Origin of the sequence: Pseudomonas sp. MIL9 (assembly GCF_016887925.1) — a bacterium.
GTDB classification, from domain to species: domain Bacteria; phylum Pseudomonadota; class Gammaproteobacteria; order Pseudomonadales; family Pseudomonadaceae; genus Aquipseudomonas; species Aquipseudomonas mohnii.
Map to the genome: position 1 here is coordinate 223144 of NZ_JAFEHE010000008.1, position 15723 is coordinate 238866.

The window sequence follows — 15723 nt, forward strand, 5'->3', positions numbered from 1 at the left end:
ATAATGCGCCTGTACCCACAGGCGCTCGATGCTTATGACCCCGACCCTCCCCCGCAGACCTCGCTGGCGCAGCCTGGCGCTGCTCGCCTTGTGCCTGGCGCCGTTGTTGTGGCCGCTGGAGCATCTGGCCGAGCGCTATTACCGCAGCGAGCTGGCCAGCCAGAACCGGCAGACCCTCGATCTCTATGTCGCCAACCTGCTGGGCACCCTGCATCGCTATGAGGTACTGCCACAGATCCTCGGCGATCTGCCGGCCCTGCGCGCCGTGCTCGGTGCACCGGACGACGGCGTCACCCAAGGCAATGCCAACCGCCTGCTGAAGAACATCAGCGCCCAGACCGGGGCCGAAGTCATGTACCTGATGGACACCACAGGCAAGACCCTGGCCGCGTCCAACTGGGACAAGCACGACAGCTTCGTCGGCCGTAACTTTGCCTTCCGCCCGTACTTCAGCGAAGCCATGGCCGGCCGGCTCGGGCGCTTTTTCGGGCTGGGCACCACGTCCGCCAAACGCGGCTACTTCTTCGCCGCGGCGGTGCGTGAGGGCGAGAAAATCATCGGCGTACTGGTGGTGAAGGTTGACCTCGACCACACCGAAAGCCTGTGGGGCAAAACCCCGGAACAGCTGCTGCTGACCGACCATAACGGCGTCGTCATCATCACCTCGCGACCGGAATGGCGCTTTCGCGCGACCCGTCCGCTGAACGATGAAGAGAGCAAGGCGATCACCGCGATCCAGCCTTATCCGACGCGCGAGCCCAAGCCCTTGAATCTCAACCCCAACGCCTGGCTGACCCAGACCCAGTCGATCGCGGAAACCGGCTGGGACGTCAGCATACTCGCGCCGCGCACCCTGATTGACCGCCCGGTGCGCACGGTCGTCGCCATCGGTGGCGCGACGCTGTTGGTGCTGATGCTGTTGCTCGGCCTGATGATGCAGCGCCGCCGTCATTACCTCGACCGAATCGCATTCGAAGGCAAGGCCCGACGCGAACTGGAAGCCCGGGTCGCCGAGCGCACCAGCGATCTGGAAGGCCTCAACCGTCGACTCAAACAGGAAGTGCTGGAGCGCGAACAGGCACAGCAGGAGCTGGTGCGCGCCCAGGACGATCTGGTGCAGGCCGGCAAACTGTCGGCGCTGGGCACGATGTCGGCGAGCATCAGCCACGAACTCAACCAACCGCTGGCCGCGATTCGCAGCTACGCGGAAAACGCTGAAGTACTGCTGGATCACCAGCGCACCGACGATGCGCGGGGCAACCTCAAGCTGATCAGCGAATTGACCGGGCGCATGGCCTCGATCATCGCGCACCTGCGCGCTTTTGCCCGCCGTGATCGCCACGCCCCGGAAAGCGTCGCCCTGCAACCGGCGCTGGACGATGCCCTGGCGTTGCTGGCCAAGCGTCGGCGCAGCATGGAGGTCGAACTGATCCGCGATTTGCCCGCCGCCACCCTGTGGGTCGAGGCCGGGGAAACCCGCCTGCGCCAGGTGCTCGGCAATCTGCTGGCCAACGCCCTGGACGCCCTGACGGAAAAAGGTCCGCCGCGCAAACTCTGGCTAAGTGCCCAATCCACCGCTGACGGCGTCCACCTGTACATTCGCGACAACGGCCCCGGCTTTTGCATGGAAGCCCTTGGTCGCGCCAGCGAGCCCTTCTACACCACCAAGACCCGCACCCAGGGCCTGGGGTTGGGGCTGGCGATCTGCGAAACCCTGATGCGTGCCTTTGGCGGTGAACTGTCGTTCGCCAACCACAAGGAAGGTGGCGCATTGATTACCCTGAAGCTGCGCGCAGGCGCACCGGGTGTGAGCCTGCAACCGTCCGAGGACCGAAGTGCATGACCATCGACAACCGCATCCAGGTCGTGTTGATCGACGACGATCCCCACCTGCGCCAGGCCTTGAGCCAGACGCTGGATCTGGCCGGCCTGAAAATCCTGCCGCTGGCCGAAGCCAAGGGTCTGGCCGCACAGCTGGAACGCGACTGGCCGGGCGTTGTGGTCAGCGATATCCGCATGCCGGGCATGGACGGCCTGGAACTGCTGACTGAACTCCACGCCCAGGACCCGGAGTTGCCGGTGCTGCTGATTACCGGTCACGGTGACGTGCCACTGGCGGTGCAAGCCATGCGCGCCGGCGCCTACGACTTCCTGGAAAAACCTTTCGCCAGCGACGCCCTGCTCGACAGTGTGCGCCGCGCCCTGGCCTTGCGCCGACTGGTGCTGGACAACCGCAGCCTGCGTCTGGCCCTGAGCGATCGCAATGAATTGACCACCCGCCTGGTCGGGCAGTCGCCCTCGATCCTGCGCCTGCGCGAACAAATCGGGGCCCTGGCGGCGACCAAAGCCGACGTACTGATCCTTGGCGAAACCGGGGCGGGTAAGGAAGTGGTCGCGCGGGCGTTGCATGACCTGTCCAATCGCCGTAGCGGTCCGTTCGTGGCGATCAACGCCGGCGCACTGGCCGAATCGGTGGTCGAAAGCGAGCTGTTCGGTCACGAGCCGGGCGCCTTCACGGGGGCGCAGAAGCGTCGCATCGGCAAGTTCGAATTCGCCAACGGCGGCACGCTGTTCCTCGATGAAATCGAGAGCATGAGCCTGGATGTGCAGGTGAAATTGCTGCGTTTGCTGCAAGAACGGGTGGTCGAACGCCTGGGTGGCAATCAACTGATCCCGCTGGACATCCGTATCATCGCCGCCACCAAGGAAGACCTGCGCCAGTCCGCCGATCAAGGGCGTTTTCGCGCCGACTTGTATTACCGACTGAACGTCGCACCGCTGCGTATTCCGCCCCTGCGCGAGCGCGGCGAAGATGCCTTGATGCTGTTCCAGCATTTTGCCGATGAAGCCAGCGCCCGCCATGGCTTGCCGCCCCACGAGCTGCAACCCGGGCAACGCGCGCAGCTGTTGCGTCACACCTGGCCCGGCAACGTGCGCGAACTGCAAAACGCCGCCGAACGCTTCGCCCTCGGCCTGGAGCTGGCGCTGGACAACTCAGAGCTGCAAGATACGGCCGGGGCGCCGCCGGCGCTGGTCAGTGGTGGCCTGAGCGAACAAGTGGAAAACTTCGAAAAAACCCTGATCGCCGCCGAACTGGCGCGCTCGCACAGTTCGCTGCGCAGCGTCGCCGAAGCCTTGGGCATTCCACGCAAGACCTTGCACGACAAGCTGCGCAAGCACGGCCTGAGCTTCGCCGACAGCGGCGTCTCCAGCCACACCGACGAACTCGATTGACCCACTGTCAAATCATCCACTTCAAACATGAGGCCCCGCATGAACCGCGACAGTCGTTACCTGGAAACCGTCCTCCATCACGACATCCCCCTCACGCGGGACATGGGCCTCAAAGTGCTCGACTGGCACGATCAGCAGCTGCGCTTGTATTTGCCGCTGGACGCCAACGTCAACCACAAGAGCACCATGTTCGGCGGCAGCCTGTATTGCGGCGCGGTACTGGCCGGCTGGGGCTGGCTGCATTTGCGCCTGAAAGAAGAAGGGATTGAAGACGGGCACATCGTGATTCAGGAAGGGCAGATCAGCTACCCGCTGCCTGTGACCGGCGATGCGAACGCCATTTGCCAGGCGCCGAGTGCAGCGGTGTGGAAGAAATTCCTGACCATGTACCAGCGTTACGGCCGGGCGCGTTTGACACTGCATACCCGGGTCGTGAATGCGGGAAGCGAGGAAGATGCCGTGACGTTCACCGGGCAGTACGTGCTGCACCGCTGAACGTGAGGACAATGCAAAACCCTGTGGCGAGGGAGCATGCTCCCTCGCCACAGATCTCATAAAACGTCAGGAGCGGGCCAGCTCCAGCAATTTCTCCCGCCACGCCGCCTTCGCCGGCAGTGCCAAAAAGAACTCATTCAACAACGATTCCCGGGCCGGATAGCTGAAAGGCACACCGCTGAGCTCCAGCACCTCACCACCTGCCCCTTCCAGCACGCCTTGCGCGGCCGCCGTGTCCCACTGCGAGGTGGGTGCCAGGCGCGGATAACAATCCGCCACCCCTTCGGCCAACAGGCAAAACTTCAATGAACTGCCGATATTGGCCAGTTCCAGCTCACCCAGACTGGCGCTCAACCCGGCCAGCAAACGCTCTTGCTCAGGGCTGGAATGGCGACGGCTGGCGACCACCGTGAACGGCGCACCCGCCGGCGGCACTTCGCGAACCTGAATCGGCAGCGGCGCTGCGCCCCTGTCGCCACGCCACGCCCCCAATCCGGCACCGCCCACGTAAAAGCGACCATTGGTCGGCATCGACACCACACCAAACACCACGCGCCCTTGCTCGATCAGGGCGATGTTGACGGTGAACTCTTCACTGCCGGAAATGAATTCCTTGGTCCCGTCCAGCGGATCGACCAGCCACCAGCGCTGCCACCCGGCGCGCACGCTCCGGGGGATGTTGGCGTCCTCTTCGGACAGCACCGGGATGCTCGGATCGAGTGCCGTCAGGCCGGCCAGAATCAAGTGATGGGCCGCCAGATCGGCGGCGGTCACCGGAGAGTCGTCGGCCTTGGTCGTCACCGCCGTGCCTGTGCGCCAGAACGGCAGGATCGCTTCGCCCGCCTGCAACGCCAGTTCGACCACCGGCGCCATCAATGGATGAGGGAAATTCATGGCAGGAACACTCCGCGTTGAGTCAGTAAGTCACGGGCCAGGTAGAGCGCCGCCAAGGCTCGCCCCTCAGTGAACTGTGGGTTCTGCACCAGGGCGGACAGCTCGCGCAGGTTGACCTTGCTCTGGCCCATCGGCTCCGGCTCGTCACCCTCCAGACGTTCTTCATAGAGGTCCGTGGCCAGCACCACCTGGATTTTCTGGCTCATGTAACCAGGCGACAACGACAACTCGGTCAGATGCTCCAATTGCCGCGCACCAAAACCAGCCTCCTCCTTGAGCTCCCGCTCGGCCGCCGCCAGCACGTCTTCACCCGGCTCGATCAAGCCTTTGGGCAGCGACAGTTCGTAGGCATCGGTGCCGCCGCAATACTCTTCGACCAGCACCGCATGCTCGGCGTCGAGCATCGCCACGACCATCACCGCGCCATACCCGGCGCCCTTGCCGACCAATCGCTCATAAGTGCGCTCCACGCCGTTGGAAAAGCGCAACTTCAGTTCTTCGACACAGAACAAACGGCTGGTGGCGACGATCTCGCGGGCGAGGACGGTGGGTTTCTGGCGCATGAGCGGCTCCTGGACAATAGCGGGTTACTATACCCGGCCTATCCTGATTGTTGTCTTCGGATACCTTTTTTACCGCTGGAGAAGTTTTTTATGCCCCTGCTGCCCTGGCACGACATCGACACCGTTCTGCTGGACATGGACGGCACGCTGCTGGATCTGCACTTCGACAACCATTTCTGGCTGGAGCACCTGCCCCAGCGTTATGCCGACCTGCATGGGGTCAGCCGGGCCATGGCCGAGCTGGAACTGCAACCGCTGTTCGAACGCAATGCCGGTCTGTTGCAGTGGTACTGCCTGGATTTCTGGAGTGCCGAACTCAAGCTGCCAGTGCGCGAATTGAAACTGGAAACCGCGCACCTGATCGCCCTGCGCCCGGATGCGGACACCTTCCTGGCGGCGATCAAACGGGCGGGTAAACGCGTGGTGCTGATCACCAATGCCCACCGCGACTCCCTGTCATTGAAGCTGGAAAAAATCGAACTGGCGCCCTACTTCGAACGCTTGATCAGCTCCCACGACTACGGTTTCCCCAAGGAAAACCCGCAGTTCTGGGAGGCGTTGCAGGCAGACATCGACTTCGACCCGGCACGCAGCCTGTTCATCGACGACACCCTGCCGATCCTGCGCAGTGCCCGGGAGTTCGGTGTGGCGCATTTGCTGGCGGTGAAAGAGCCGGACAGCCGAAAGGGGCCGAAGGACACGGTAGAGTTTGCGGCGGTGGAGGATTATCGGTCGCTCATCGAAGGCCTCTGAGACCGAGGCGCCTGCATCGCGGGCAAGCCACGCTCCCACAGGATTGCGTAAAACCTGTGGGAGCGCGGCTTGCCCGCGGTGGCCATCACACTGGCTAAAGCCTTACTCGGGAATCCGCAACGACTGCCCCGGATAGATCTTGTTCACATCCTTGAGCATCGGCTTGTTGGCTTCGAAGATTTTGTTGTACAGGTTGGCATTGCCGTACACGCGCAGGGAAATGGCGCTCAGCGTGTCACCCTTCTCGACCACGACAAACTTGGCGGCCACGACGACGGGGCCGGTCACAGTAATCTGGTCATCCACGCTACCGACACCGGCAATATTGCCTACGGCCAGCACGATCTTCTCTTTCTCTTCCTGACTCGCCACTTCACCGGTCACGGTGACCTTGTCGCCATCGACTGTCGCGTGCACGTTGGGATTACCCAGGCCAACTTTGCTGATGTGTTCCTTCAACTGCTCACTGGCATTGGCGTTGCCAGGCGTCAGTAAATCCAGCAGTTTCTCGCCTGCTTCTTTAACAAAGCTCAAAAGACTCATGGTGCACTCTCCTTGGGGTTCGGGTTCCAGACGCAAAAGCCTAGACCACCCCTGTGGCTTGTGGATCCAACCCGACCAATGACGCCGCCTCCCCCGAGCGATAGAATCCCCACCTGCTCACCCCCTGGAGCCGCCCTGGAGCGAAGATGGACATCAAGCAGCTGAAATTCCTCATCGCTCTCGACGAAACACGCCACTTCGGCCAGGCCGCCGCGCGCTGCCACATCACTCAGCCAACCCTGTCCATGCGCCTGCGCAACCTCGAAGAAGAACTCGACTTGCCGCTGGTCAATCGCGGTCAGCGCTTCGAAGGCTTCACCGCGCCCGGCGAACGGGTGCTGGCCTGGGCGCGCACGGTGTTGGCCGCCTACGACGGCTTGTACGCCGAGGCCGCCGCCTGTCGCGGCAACCTGGTCGGTACGTTGCGCCTGGGCGTGGTGCCGTTGTCGAGTTTCGATCCACTGCCGCTGCTGCAACACCTGCACGCGCAACACCCGAACCTGCGCTTCGAACTGTCGGCGTTGAGCTCCGAGCAGATCCTCGAACAACTGGCGAACAATCGACTGGACATCGGCGTCTCTTATCTGGAACGCCTGGACAGCGAACGCTTCGAGTCGCTGACGTTCAGCGAAGCGCGCATGGGCCTGCTCTACGATCAGCGGTTCTTCAGCTTTGGCGAGGCGCCGCTGAGTTGGGAATCGTTGATCGAACTGCCGCTGGGCATGCTCACCAGTGGCATGCATTTTCGCCAGTCCATCGACCACAACTTCCACATCCGAGGCCTGACGCCACAACCGTTGCTGCAAACCGACGCGGTGCATCAACTGTTACAAGCTGTGCACGGCGGTCTGTGCTGTGCCGTGATGCCGCTGGACGGCGGTTTTGAACAGCTCACCGACCATCTGCGCCTGCACCCCATCGACGATGCCCAGACCCTGGCCCGGCTAGGGTTGATCATGCGGCGCAGCGCCCCACGATCGGCGCTGGCGGAAGCTTGTTTTGCGATTTTGCAGCAATCGCTACCGAAGGCTTGATCGACGCCATCTATCGGTGGATCAGTAATAGCAATTAGACGCGACACGTTGTCGCGCCTAGTCTTAAAGCTGATCAAACCGTCGGTGATGCCATGAACGCCAAGCGCCCTGACTGCTCGGCGCCCGCCTCCACAACGCCCGAGCCCGCTGCCAGCCAGACCTACAGCTACAGCAACCTCCAATACTCCGAATCGGCCAGCACAGCGTTGGCCGAGGAAGTCGCGCTGGCGATTGCCTACAACGGCATCAGCCAGGCGGTCATGCTGGTGACACCGACCGACCTTGAAGACTTCGTCGTCGGCTTCAGTCTTGGCAGCGGCATCATCCAGGACGCTGGCGAGATTTATGACCTGCAACTCAGCGGCTCCGGTTCGGCGCAGTACGCGCAAGTGACCATTGCCAACCGCGCGTTCTGGAACCTCAAGCAACAGCGCCGGCAACTGGCCGGCACCAGCGGTTGCGGGCTCTGCGGCGTGGAAGCGGTCGAACAGGCATTGCCGGACCTTCAGGTGCTGCCCGGCGCACCGTTGCCGCCCGCCGAATGGCTCGACGGCCTGCGCCAGCGCATCGGTGAATTCCAGCCGCTGGGCCAGTATTGCGGTGCGGTACACGCTGCGGTGTTCATGAACGATCAGGGCCAATTGTTGCTGGGTCGCGAAGACATCGGCCGACACAACGCCCTCGACAAACTGATTGGCGGCCTGATCCGTCGCAATATCCCGATCAGCGGCGGACTGGCGATTGTCACCAGCCGTTGCAGCCTCGAATTGATCCAGAAAGTGCTGCGCGCCGGCATCCAGACCCTGGTCAGCCTGTCCTCGCCCACGGGCCTTGCCGTGCAATGGGCCCGTCGCCACAACCTCAATCTCATCCATTTGCCACAAAAGAATGCGCCACGGGTCTACAGCCCGGCTTTGGAGAATCAAGCGTGAGTCAACACCGTCAAGCCGACCAGACACCCGTTCCTCGCTACAAACCCTACAAAGGCCCCGCCGGCGGCTGGGGCGCCCTGATCAGCGTCGCCCAAGCCTGGTTGACCAGTGACAACGCACTGAAAAACCTGCGCATGATGCTCAAGACCAACAAGAACGGCGGCTTCGACTGCCCCGGTTGCGCCTGGGGCGATTCGCTGGAAGGCGGCATGGTGGCGTTTTGCGAGAACGGCGCCAAAGCGGTGAACTGGGAAGCGACCAAACGGCGTGTCGATGGCAAATTCTTCGCCAGACACAGCGTCACCTCGTTGCTGGAGCAGAGCGACTACTGGCTTGAATACCAGGGTCGCCTGACCGAGCCGTTGCGCTACAACGCCGAGACCGATCGCTACCAACCGATCAGCTGGGACGATGCCTTTACCCTGATCGCCAAGCATCTGCGCGGCTTGTCGAGCCCGGATCAAGCCGAGTTCTACACCTCGGGACGTGCCAGCAACGAAGCGGCTTTTCTCTATCAATTGTTCGTGCGCGCCTACGGCACCAACAACTTCCCCGACTGCTCGAACATGTGCCACGAGGCCAGTGGTGTCGCGTTGGCGCAGAGCGTTGGCGTCGGCAAGGGCACCGTGACCTTCGATGACTTTGAGCACGCCGATGCCATTTTCGTCTGGGGCCAGAACCCCGGCACCAACCATCCCCGGATGCTCGAACCGCTGCGCGATGCGGTGAAACGTGGCGCTCAAGTGGTGTGTATCAACCCGCTCAAGGAACGGGGCCTGGAACGCTTCCAGCACCCGCAACACCCGATCGAAATGCTCACCAACGGCGACAAGCCGACCAACACCGCGTACTTCCGCCCGGCACTGGGCGGCGACATGGCGATCATGCGGGGCATGGCCAAGTTCCTGTTGCAGTGGGAGCGCGACGCGCAGAAGGCCGGTGAACCTGCCGTGTTCGATCACGATTTCCTCAACGAACACAGCGTCAACGTGCTGGATTACCTGGCCGTCATTGACGACACCCCGTGGGAGCAGATCGTCGAGCAGTCCGGCCTGCCCCTGGTGGAAATCGAGCAAGCCGCGCGCATGTACGCCAAGGGCAAGAACGTCATCATGTGCTGGGCCATGGGCATCACCCAGCATCGCCATTCGGTGGCGACCATCCAGGAAATCGCCAACCTGATGCTGCTGCGCGGCAACATCGGGCGACCGGGCGCGGGCCTGTGCCCGGTGCGTGGCCACAGTAACGTGCAGGGCGATCGGACCATGGGCATCAACGAGCGCCCGCCGGTGGCGTTCCTCGATGCGCTGGAGCGTCGTTTCCCATTCAAAGTGCCACGTGAAAACGGTCACAACGTGGTCGAGGCGATTCACGCCATGGCCGAAGGCCGCGCCAAAGTATTCATGGCCCTGGGCGGCAACTTCGCCCAAGCCACCCCCGACAGCCCAAGGACCTTCCAGGCCCTGAGCAATTGCGACCTGACCGTGCAGATCAGCACCAAGCTCAACCGCAGCCATCTGGCCCACGGCAAGGACGCGTTGATCCTGCCGTGCCTGGGTCGCACCGATATCGACCGACAAACCGAAGGCCCCCAAGCGGTGACCGTCGAAGACTCGTTCAGCATGGTCCACGCCTCCAACGGCCAATTGGAGCCGCTGTCGAACCAGATGCGTTCGGAGCCGGCGATACTGGCCGGCATCGCGGCAGCCACGCTGGGCAACCACCCGGTGGACTGGAACTGGCTGGTGGCCGACTACAGGCGCATCCGCGATCTGATTGCCGACACCATCCCCGGCTTCAAGGACTTCAACGAGAGAATCAAGCATCCTGGTGGGTTCTACCTCGGCAACAGCGCCGGTGCGCGCAAGTGGAACACCACGTCGGGCCGGGCCAATTTCCGTCCGAACGCTTTGCCCAGGGACCTGGTGCACGAGCGCACCCGCGCCACCGGCGTACGGCCGGACCTGATCCTGCAATCGATGCGCTCCCACGATCAGTACAACACCACGATCTATGGGCTCAATGACCGCTATCGCGGGGTGAAAGGCCAGCGTGACGTGTTGTTCGTCAACGAAGCCGACATCATTCGCCTGGGCTTCAAGCCGGGGCAGAAGGCTGACATCGTATCGATCTGGGATGACGGCCTGGAGCGTCGGGTAAAAGGCTTTACCCTGCTGGCGTTTGATATCCCGGCCGGGCAGGCGGCCGCCTACTATCCGGAAGTGAACCCGCTGGTGCCGCTGGAAAGCACCGGGGATGGCAGCCATACGCCAACGTCGAAGTTCGTCGCCATCCGCCTGGAAGCGGCGAGCGAGACCAGGTTGATCATGGCCAGGTCGGCTTAAGCGGCGTCTGGTCCAGCACTATCGCGAGCAAGCTCGCTCCCACCGGCTTTTGTGTTCAACACAGATCCATTGTGGGAGCGAGCCTGCTCGCGATGGCGCCATCACAGACAACAAATATTGAGGGACAATCACTTTCCAATCGCCCACAAAAAAGGCCGCTTTTTCTCAAAAACGGCCACTGCCAAGTAGCTACAGACCGGCCAAAAACCGTTAAGTTCCGCCCAAAAAACAGTAACTTATCGAAATGTGCGCAAGTCGTGTTACTCGTCGGATTTCGATTGTCACACCCCTGACACAGCCTCAGGATCGCGCCGTCATCCCCTTGAGGTTCCTCTATGAAGTTCTCCTCGATTCTCTTGTTGTCCCTTGGCCTGGTCAGTGGCTTCGCCTCCGCTGGCGGCACCACCGAAGCAGGTGTGGGCGGCGCATTGGGCGGGGTTCTGGGCTCAGTCGTCGGTCAGTCGTTAGGCGGCAATACAGGTTCCACCATTGGCGCGGCCCTGGGCGGCGCGGGTGGTAGCGCAGTCGGCGCAGACAAACACAGCCGTGGTGAAGCCGCCATCGGTGGTGCACTGGGCGCAGCAGGCGGTAACGTGGTCGGCCGCAGCATGGGCGGCACCACCGGCAGCCTGATCGGCTCCGCAGCAGGTGGCGGCGCAGGTGGCGCGCTGGGTAACTACATGGGCAACAAGAGCGAAGAGGAAGACGATCGTCGCTCCTATCGTGGCCATGATGATCGCCGTTACTACCGTCACGGGCACCCTGGTCGCGGCCATGCCTACGGCCATCGCAAGCACCACAGATATTATCGCGACTGAGGCCTCGATCGCCTCGTCAGCCGGTACTTCAAAAATTCGCAGCTCACGGGCTGCGATTTTTTTGCCTGTCTAAACCACCAGGCGCTCCAGTGCTGCGCGCAACTGCCCGGGAATCGACACCGGCTGATTTGACGCACGATCCACAAACACATGCACGAAGCGCCCCGCCGCACAGGCTTCATCCTCCCCGGCCTTGAACACTGCCAGCTCATACTGCACCGAACTGTTGCCCAACTTGCCTACCCGCAAGCCGATCTCGATGCGGTCCGGGAAAGCAATGGAAGCAAAGTAATCACAGGCCGAGCTCACCACGAAGCCCACCACCTCGCCATCGTGGATGTCCAGCCCGCCGACCTCGATCAGGTAGGTGTTCACCGCCGTATCGAAGAAGCTGTAGTAGGTCACGTTATTCACGTGACCGTAGGCATCGTTGTCGTGCCAGCGCGTGGTGACGGGTTGGAAATGCGGGTAATCGGAACGTTGAGGCATCAGCGTGGGTTCCTGGAGTCGGGCTGCCAGTCTACGTCGAAAACCGTGTCACGAAGCATCGTCGGGAAACACCGCGCTTGCCAGATGCTGTTCAGCCCACCCACGTACCTCGGCGTAGGGATAATCCTCAAGCACCGCAAACCCCGAGATCGCCCGCGCCTTGAGTTTGGTGAACAGCGGTACGCTGATCCCGCACAGAAACCGCGTCACCCGCTCCGCCGATGGCGCACCGCCCGTGTGCTGTTGATGCCTGTGGATAAAGTCCCCACACAAGGCCTCGAAGTTTTTATCCACAAGCGCCGGCAATGGCGGTGGCTCCGGCAATCGCGCCACCTGCCCGTGACACACCGAGCAATGTCCGCATTGCGTGGGGGCGTTGGTGTCGCCGAAATACTCGGCCAGGCGATAGCCCAGGCAATGCTCGGTAGCGAACAGGTCCAGCATGGCGTGAATCCGCGCGATTTCGGTTTGTTCATGCCGGGTGAAATACCCGTGCAGTTCCTCACTCAACGCGACGCTATCGAAACCGGTTTGCAGCAGGCTATAGACCTCGGTCATCTGCTTGCTTTCCAGCTCGACCCAGCCCTTCTCCTGGAAGTAATCCAGCGCCTTGACCACCCGGCTGCGCTCGGCCTGATGTTGCTGATACAGCGCCTCGAAATTCACCGTGGCCCAGGTCCGTGCGCGGCTGGAGGTCTGGATGATCGCCGCGACGAAATCCCTGCGCTCGCCCTCGAAACGCGCCAGCAACGCCTCGGGCTCCAACAAATACTTGAATCGGTATTCGGCGTAGTAGGCGTAACGCGGGGCGATCAGGCCACGCAGTTCCAGCTGCACCAGCAAGGTCTTGAGCGGCAGTTGGCGAATGTTGCTCTGATCCGCCAAAGGCCCCAGCAGAAACTCCCATTGCCCCTCCGGCGCGGCGGCCTGCATTTCGTCGAGCACGCAGCGGATGCCGTCCAGCTCCGGGGTGTCGCCATAGACAAAGTTTTCCAGCACGTTGAGGCTGTCGCGGTTGGCCAGGACCAGGCAGTCGGAGGGCTGTCCGTCGCGCCCGGCACGGCCGATTTCCTGGCTGTAGTTTTCGATGGATTTGGGCAGGTCGAAATGCACCACGTTGCGGATGTCGCTCTTGTCGATGCCCATGCCGAACGCGATGGTGGCAACGATGCAATTGGACTGCCCGCCCATGAAACGCTTCTGGATCGCTTCGCGTTGTTCATGGGGCAACCCGGCGTGATAGGCCTCGGCCTGAATGCCATTGCGGCTCAGATGCTCGGCGATCTGTTCGGCGGTTTTCTGCAGGGTGACGTAGACGATGCTCGGCTGGTCGGGACGCTGGTTCATCCACTCGACAAGACGTCGGCGCTTGTCCTGCCCGCGCACCGGTTCCACCAACAGATTGAGGTTCGGCCGATAGAAACCGGTGGTCACCACGTCCTCGGGGGCGATGGCGAACTTGGCCTGCATGTCGGCGATCACCTTGGGCGTCGCTGTCGCCGTCAGCAGCAACACCTGAGGGATGTTGAACTGGCGTTGATAGTCGGGAAGCTTGAGGTAGTCGGGGCGAAAGTTGTGGCCCCACTCCGAGATGCAATGCGCCTCGTCCACCACCAGCAGCGAGATCGGTACCTGCTGCAAGAAGTTGCGAAAGCGCTCGTTTTTCAGGCGCTCCACCGAGATCATCAAAATCTTCAATTCACCGGATTTGGCCCGGGCCATCACATCGCTGGCGTCATCGCGGCTCTGGGCCGAATCGATACTGCCTGCGGCTATGCCGTGGCGCTGCAGGAACGCCAGTTGATCCTGCATCAATGCCAGCAATGGCGAGACCACCAGCGTCAGGTGCGGCAACAAGACTGCAGGAAGCTGATAGCACAGGGACTTGCCAGAGCCCGTGGGGAAAATCGCCGCCGCCGAGCGCCCCGCCAGCACCGCGCTGACCGCCGCCTCCTGGCCGGGCCGAAACTGTGGATAACCGAAAACCTGTTCCAGGGTGTTGTGCATAAGCTGTCACTCCGTTGACCGCTGCGAAGAGCAAAGCCTGGCCGGCGATTGCAGCGGATCGAGAAAAGGTCGGGGCGAAAAAAGATACGGGATGATACAGCGGATGGTTCGGCAGCATCGCAAGGCTTATGGAATGGAGCGACTGTCAGGGCGCCATCGCGAGCAAGCTCGCTCCCACAAGGATCCCCGCCGTTCACAAAATTGAGGACGATGCTAAACCTGTGGGAGCGGGCTTGCCCGCGAAGAGGTCGGCCCATTCACCACAAAACTGGAAACACCCTACCGTTTCTGAAGCACCCTCTACCGAGCATTTCGACGCGTCGACTGATAAAGCCGTAGGTATTTTTACCACTGCCAGTTTCAGGGTAAAAAACCGCCATCAACTCGTAGGCTTCTTCCTCAACAGTCAGTAAAGACCCTACAAAACCTGTCCATCTCAGCTGTCTTGTGGCGCCGCCTCACGCCCTTCTATAGTTTCCGGCGCGGCTGAAATCAGTGACTCGGCCTGCCGGGCACACTTGCCGATTTCGCACAGGACGCACCTCGATGAACAACCACCAATCATTCAACGACCGCTATCGCCCGCTCAAAACCCGCTACAGCGAAACCCCGGTGCTGGTGATCGACACCGAAGCCGATCCCGTCGAGATCCTCGACGCCGCCCGCCAACGCATCCGCGCCGCCAGCGACCTGTTGGAAACCCTGTATTGCCTGTGTTTCAAAGAGGCCGACGCCAGCGACATTCCCAACATCGTCAGCGCGCTGTACCTGCTGACCCAGGACGGCAACGACCTGCTCGACATCGCCCGGCAACGCCTGCCGAAACTCACTGGCTAAGTCCCACCCGGCTTCTCTGTAGGCGCTGGCTTAGCAGATAACGCCGTCAGCAACGCCCTATGAAAGCTTCGGCACGGTCCTACAAAAGAAGACAACTTGTCGGCTATCGCCGGCCGGGGACACAAACCTATAGTCCGGACTGTCGCTGCCAAATCAGCGACTCGGGCTTGGTCACCCGATGGAACACATAAACACGTCCGTTGTATGCTGCCGGCACCTCAAGTGTCTGCACGCTTTATGGTGGCTGTGTTTGGGACGCCTTCGGGCGTGCCGGTCTTGTGTGTTCTCCCGGTTGACCAACCCGAACACAGTCCGCCTCCATCGCTTGGTCACGATGACAGCGGTTCATCCAATGCATTTGAGAATACATAAAATGAAAAAATGGAACCCATTCACCAACGAACGCTACCTCCCGCTCCACACCAACCTCACCGACACCCCGCCCCTGATCATCGACACCGAAGCCAACCCCCAGGACATCCTCGAAGCCGCCCTCCAGCGCATCCGGGCCTCCAGCGACCTGCTGCGAACCCTGCACTGCCAGAACTTCCACGACGGCGATGTCGAAGACATCCCCCACATCACCCACGCGCTGTACCTCCTGACCCAGGACGGCTGTGACCTGCTCAAGGTCGCACAGCAACGCATGCTCAACTGGAAAGCGCCAGCCTGAGATCACTGCTAAAACTGGCATTATTCTGGCTGTTTACCGTAATTTCAGCTGGAATAATGGCAGTACAAAGGAGGTCCCCCAGAAAATTTGATGCAGTGCGGCGCCT

15 protein-coding genes are annotated in these 15723 nt (G+C 61.8%); 10 read left to right on the top strand and 5 right to left on the bottom strand.

All coding sequences use genetic code 11. The annotated features are described in order from the left end of the window. The first annotated feature begins 34 nt into the window (after nucleotides 1-34). The 3 genes from JQF37_RS11310 to JQF37_RS11320 are packed head-to-tail and all read left to right on the top strand — an operon-like array spanning nucleotide 35 to nucleotide 3729. A complete protein-coding gene (locus JQF37_RS11310) occupies nucleotides 35-1843 on the top strand; it encodes an ATP-binding protein (RefSeq protein WP_130208462.1) in 1809 nt (602 codons plus the stop codon). Continuing rightward, on the top strand, nucleotides 1840-3234 hold the full coding sequence (locus tag JQF37_RS11315; protein ID WP_130208460.1) for a sigma-54 dependent transcriptional regulator: 1395 nt from the start codon (nucleotides 1840-1842) through the stop codon (nucleotides 3232-3234). The genes JQF37_RS11310 and JQF37_RS11315 overlap by 4 nt, the downstream gene beginning before the upstream one ends. Nucleotides 3235-3273: 39 nt before the next feature. Then, on the top strand, nucleotides 3274-3729 hold the full coding sequence (locus JQF37_RS11320) for a YiiD C-terminal domain-containing protein (RefSeq protein ID WP_047536259.1): 456 nt from the start codon (nucleotides 3274-3276) through the stop codon (nucleotides 3727-3729). A gap of 66 nt (nucleotides 3730-3795) precedes the next feature. Here JQF37_RS11320 and cysQ read toward each other — a convergent pair whose 3' ends face one another. Together cysQ and nudE are read right to left on the bottom strand one after the other, a co-directional pair. Then, on the bottom strand, nucleotides 3796-4623 hold the full coding sequence (gene cysQ / locus JQF37_RS11325) for a 3'(2'),5'-bisphosphate nucleotidase CysQ (RefSeq protein WP_130208458.1): 828 nt from the start codon (nucleotides 4621-4623) through the stop codon (nucleotides 3796-3798). Beyond that, the gene (nudE, locus tag JQF37_RS11330; protein WP_130208456.1) at nucleotides 4620-5186 is read right to left on the bottom strand and encodes an ADP compounds hydrolase NudE; all 567 of its coding nucleotides are present in this window, start codon (nucleotides 5184-5186) and stop codon (nucleotides 4620-4622) included. Before nudE ends, cysQ begins: the two co-directional genes overlap by 4 nt. Nucleotides 5187-5276: 90 nt before the next feature. Here nudE and yrfG point away from each other — a divergent pair, with 90 nt between their 5' ends. Further along, nucleotides 5277-5939 carry a GMP/IMP nucleotidase gene (gene yrfG / locus JQF37_RS11335; RefSeq protein ID WP_130208454.1) on the top strand — a complete coding sequence of 221 codons (663 nt, stop codon included), beginning with the start codon at nucleotides 5277-5279 and terminating at the stop codon, nucleotides 5937-5939. A gap of 102 nt (nucleotides 5940-6041) precedes the next feature. Here yrfG and lysM read toward each other — a convergent pair whose 3' ends face one another. Continuing rightward, nucleotides 6042-6482, bottom strand: coding sequence for a peptidoglycan-binding protein LysM (lysM, locus tag JQF37_RS11340; protein WP_130208452.1), 441 nt, complete (start codon nucleotides 6480-6482; stop codon nucleotides 6042-6044). Between the two features lie 146 nt (nucleotides 6483-6628). On the opposite strand from lysM, the gene JQF37_RS11345 reads away from it, so the two are divergent. The 4 genes from JQF37_RS11345 (at nucleotide 6629) to JQF37_RS11360 (ending at nucleotide 11611) form a co-directional block, all read left to right on the top strand. Further along, nucleotides 6629-7516: a LysR family transcriptional regulator gene (locus tag JQF37_RS11345; RefSeq protein ID WP_130208450.1), complete on the top strand. Its 888-nt coding sequence runs from the start codon at nucleotides 6629-6631 to the stop codon at nucleotides 7514-7516. A 92-nt stretch (nucleotides 7517-7608) separates the two neighbouring features. After that, nucleotides 7609-8448, top strand: a complete 840-nt coding sequence (fdhD, locus tag JQF37_RS11350; protein ID WP_130208448.1) for a formate dehydrogenase accessory sulfurtransferase FdhD — start codon at nucleotides 7609-7611, stop codon at nucleotides 8446-8448. Then, complete coding sequence (locus JQF37_RS11355) at nucleotides 8445-10793, top strand: FdhF/YdeP family oxidoreductase (protein WP_130208446.1); 2349 nt, start codon at nucleotides 8445-8447, stop codon at nucleotides 10791-10793. The genes fdhD and JQF37_RS11355 overlap by 4 nt, the downstream gene beginning before the upstream one ends. Nucleotides 10794-11128: 335 nt before the next feature. Next, nucleotides 11129-11611: a glycine zipper domain-containing protein gene (locus JQF37_RS11360; protein ID WP_130208444.1), complete on the top strand. Its 483-nt coding sequence runs from the start codon at nucleotides 11129-11131 to the stop codon at nucleotides 11609-11611. A gap of 69 nt (nucleotides 11612-11680) precedes the next feature. Here JQF37_RS11360 and JQF37_RS11365 read toward each other — a convergent pair whose 3' ends face one another. Together JQF37_RS11365 and JQF37_RS11370 are read right to left on the bottom strand one after the other, a co-directional pair. Continuing rightward, on the bottom strand, nucleotides 11681-12100 hold the full coding sequence (locus JQF37_RS11365) for a thioesterase family protein (RefSeq protein ID WP_204149653.1): 420 nt from the start codon (nucleotides 12098-12100) through the stop codon (nucleotides 11681-11683). A gap of 48 nt (nucleotides 12101-12148) precedes the next feature. Then, complete coding sequence (locus tag JQF37_RS11370) at nucleotides 12149-14107, bottom strand: ATP-dependent DNA helicase RecQ (protein ID WP_130208441.1); 1959 nt, start codon at nucleotides 14105-14107, stop codon at nucleotides 12149-12151. A gap of 546 nt (nucleotides 14108-14653) precedes the next feature. On the opposite strand from JQF37_RS11370, the gene JQF37_RS11375 reads away from it, so the two are divergent. Together JQF37_RS11375 and JQF37_RS11380 are read left to right on the top strand one after the other, a co-directional pair. Beyond that, nucleotides 14654-14944: a hypothetical protein gene (locus tag JQF37_RS11375; protein ID WP_130208440.1), complete on the top strand. Its 291-nt coding sequence runs from the start codon at nucleotides 14654-14656 to the stop codon at nucleotides 14942-14944. A gap of 373 nt (nucleotides 14945-15317) precedes the next feature. Next, a complete protein-coding gene (locus tag JQF37_RS11380; RefSeq protein WP_130208439.1) occupies nucleotides 15318-15617 on the top strand; it encodes a hypothetical protein in 300 nt (99 codons plus the stop codon). Nucleotides 15618-15723 lie beyond the last annotated feature (106 nt).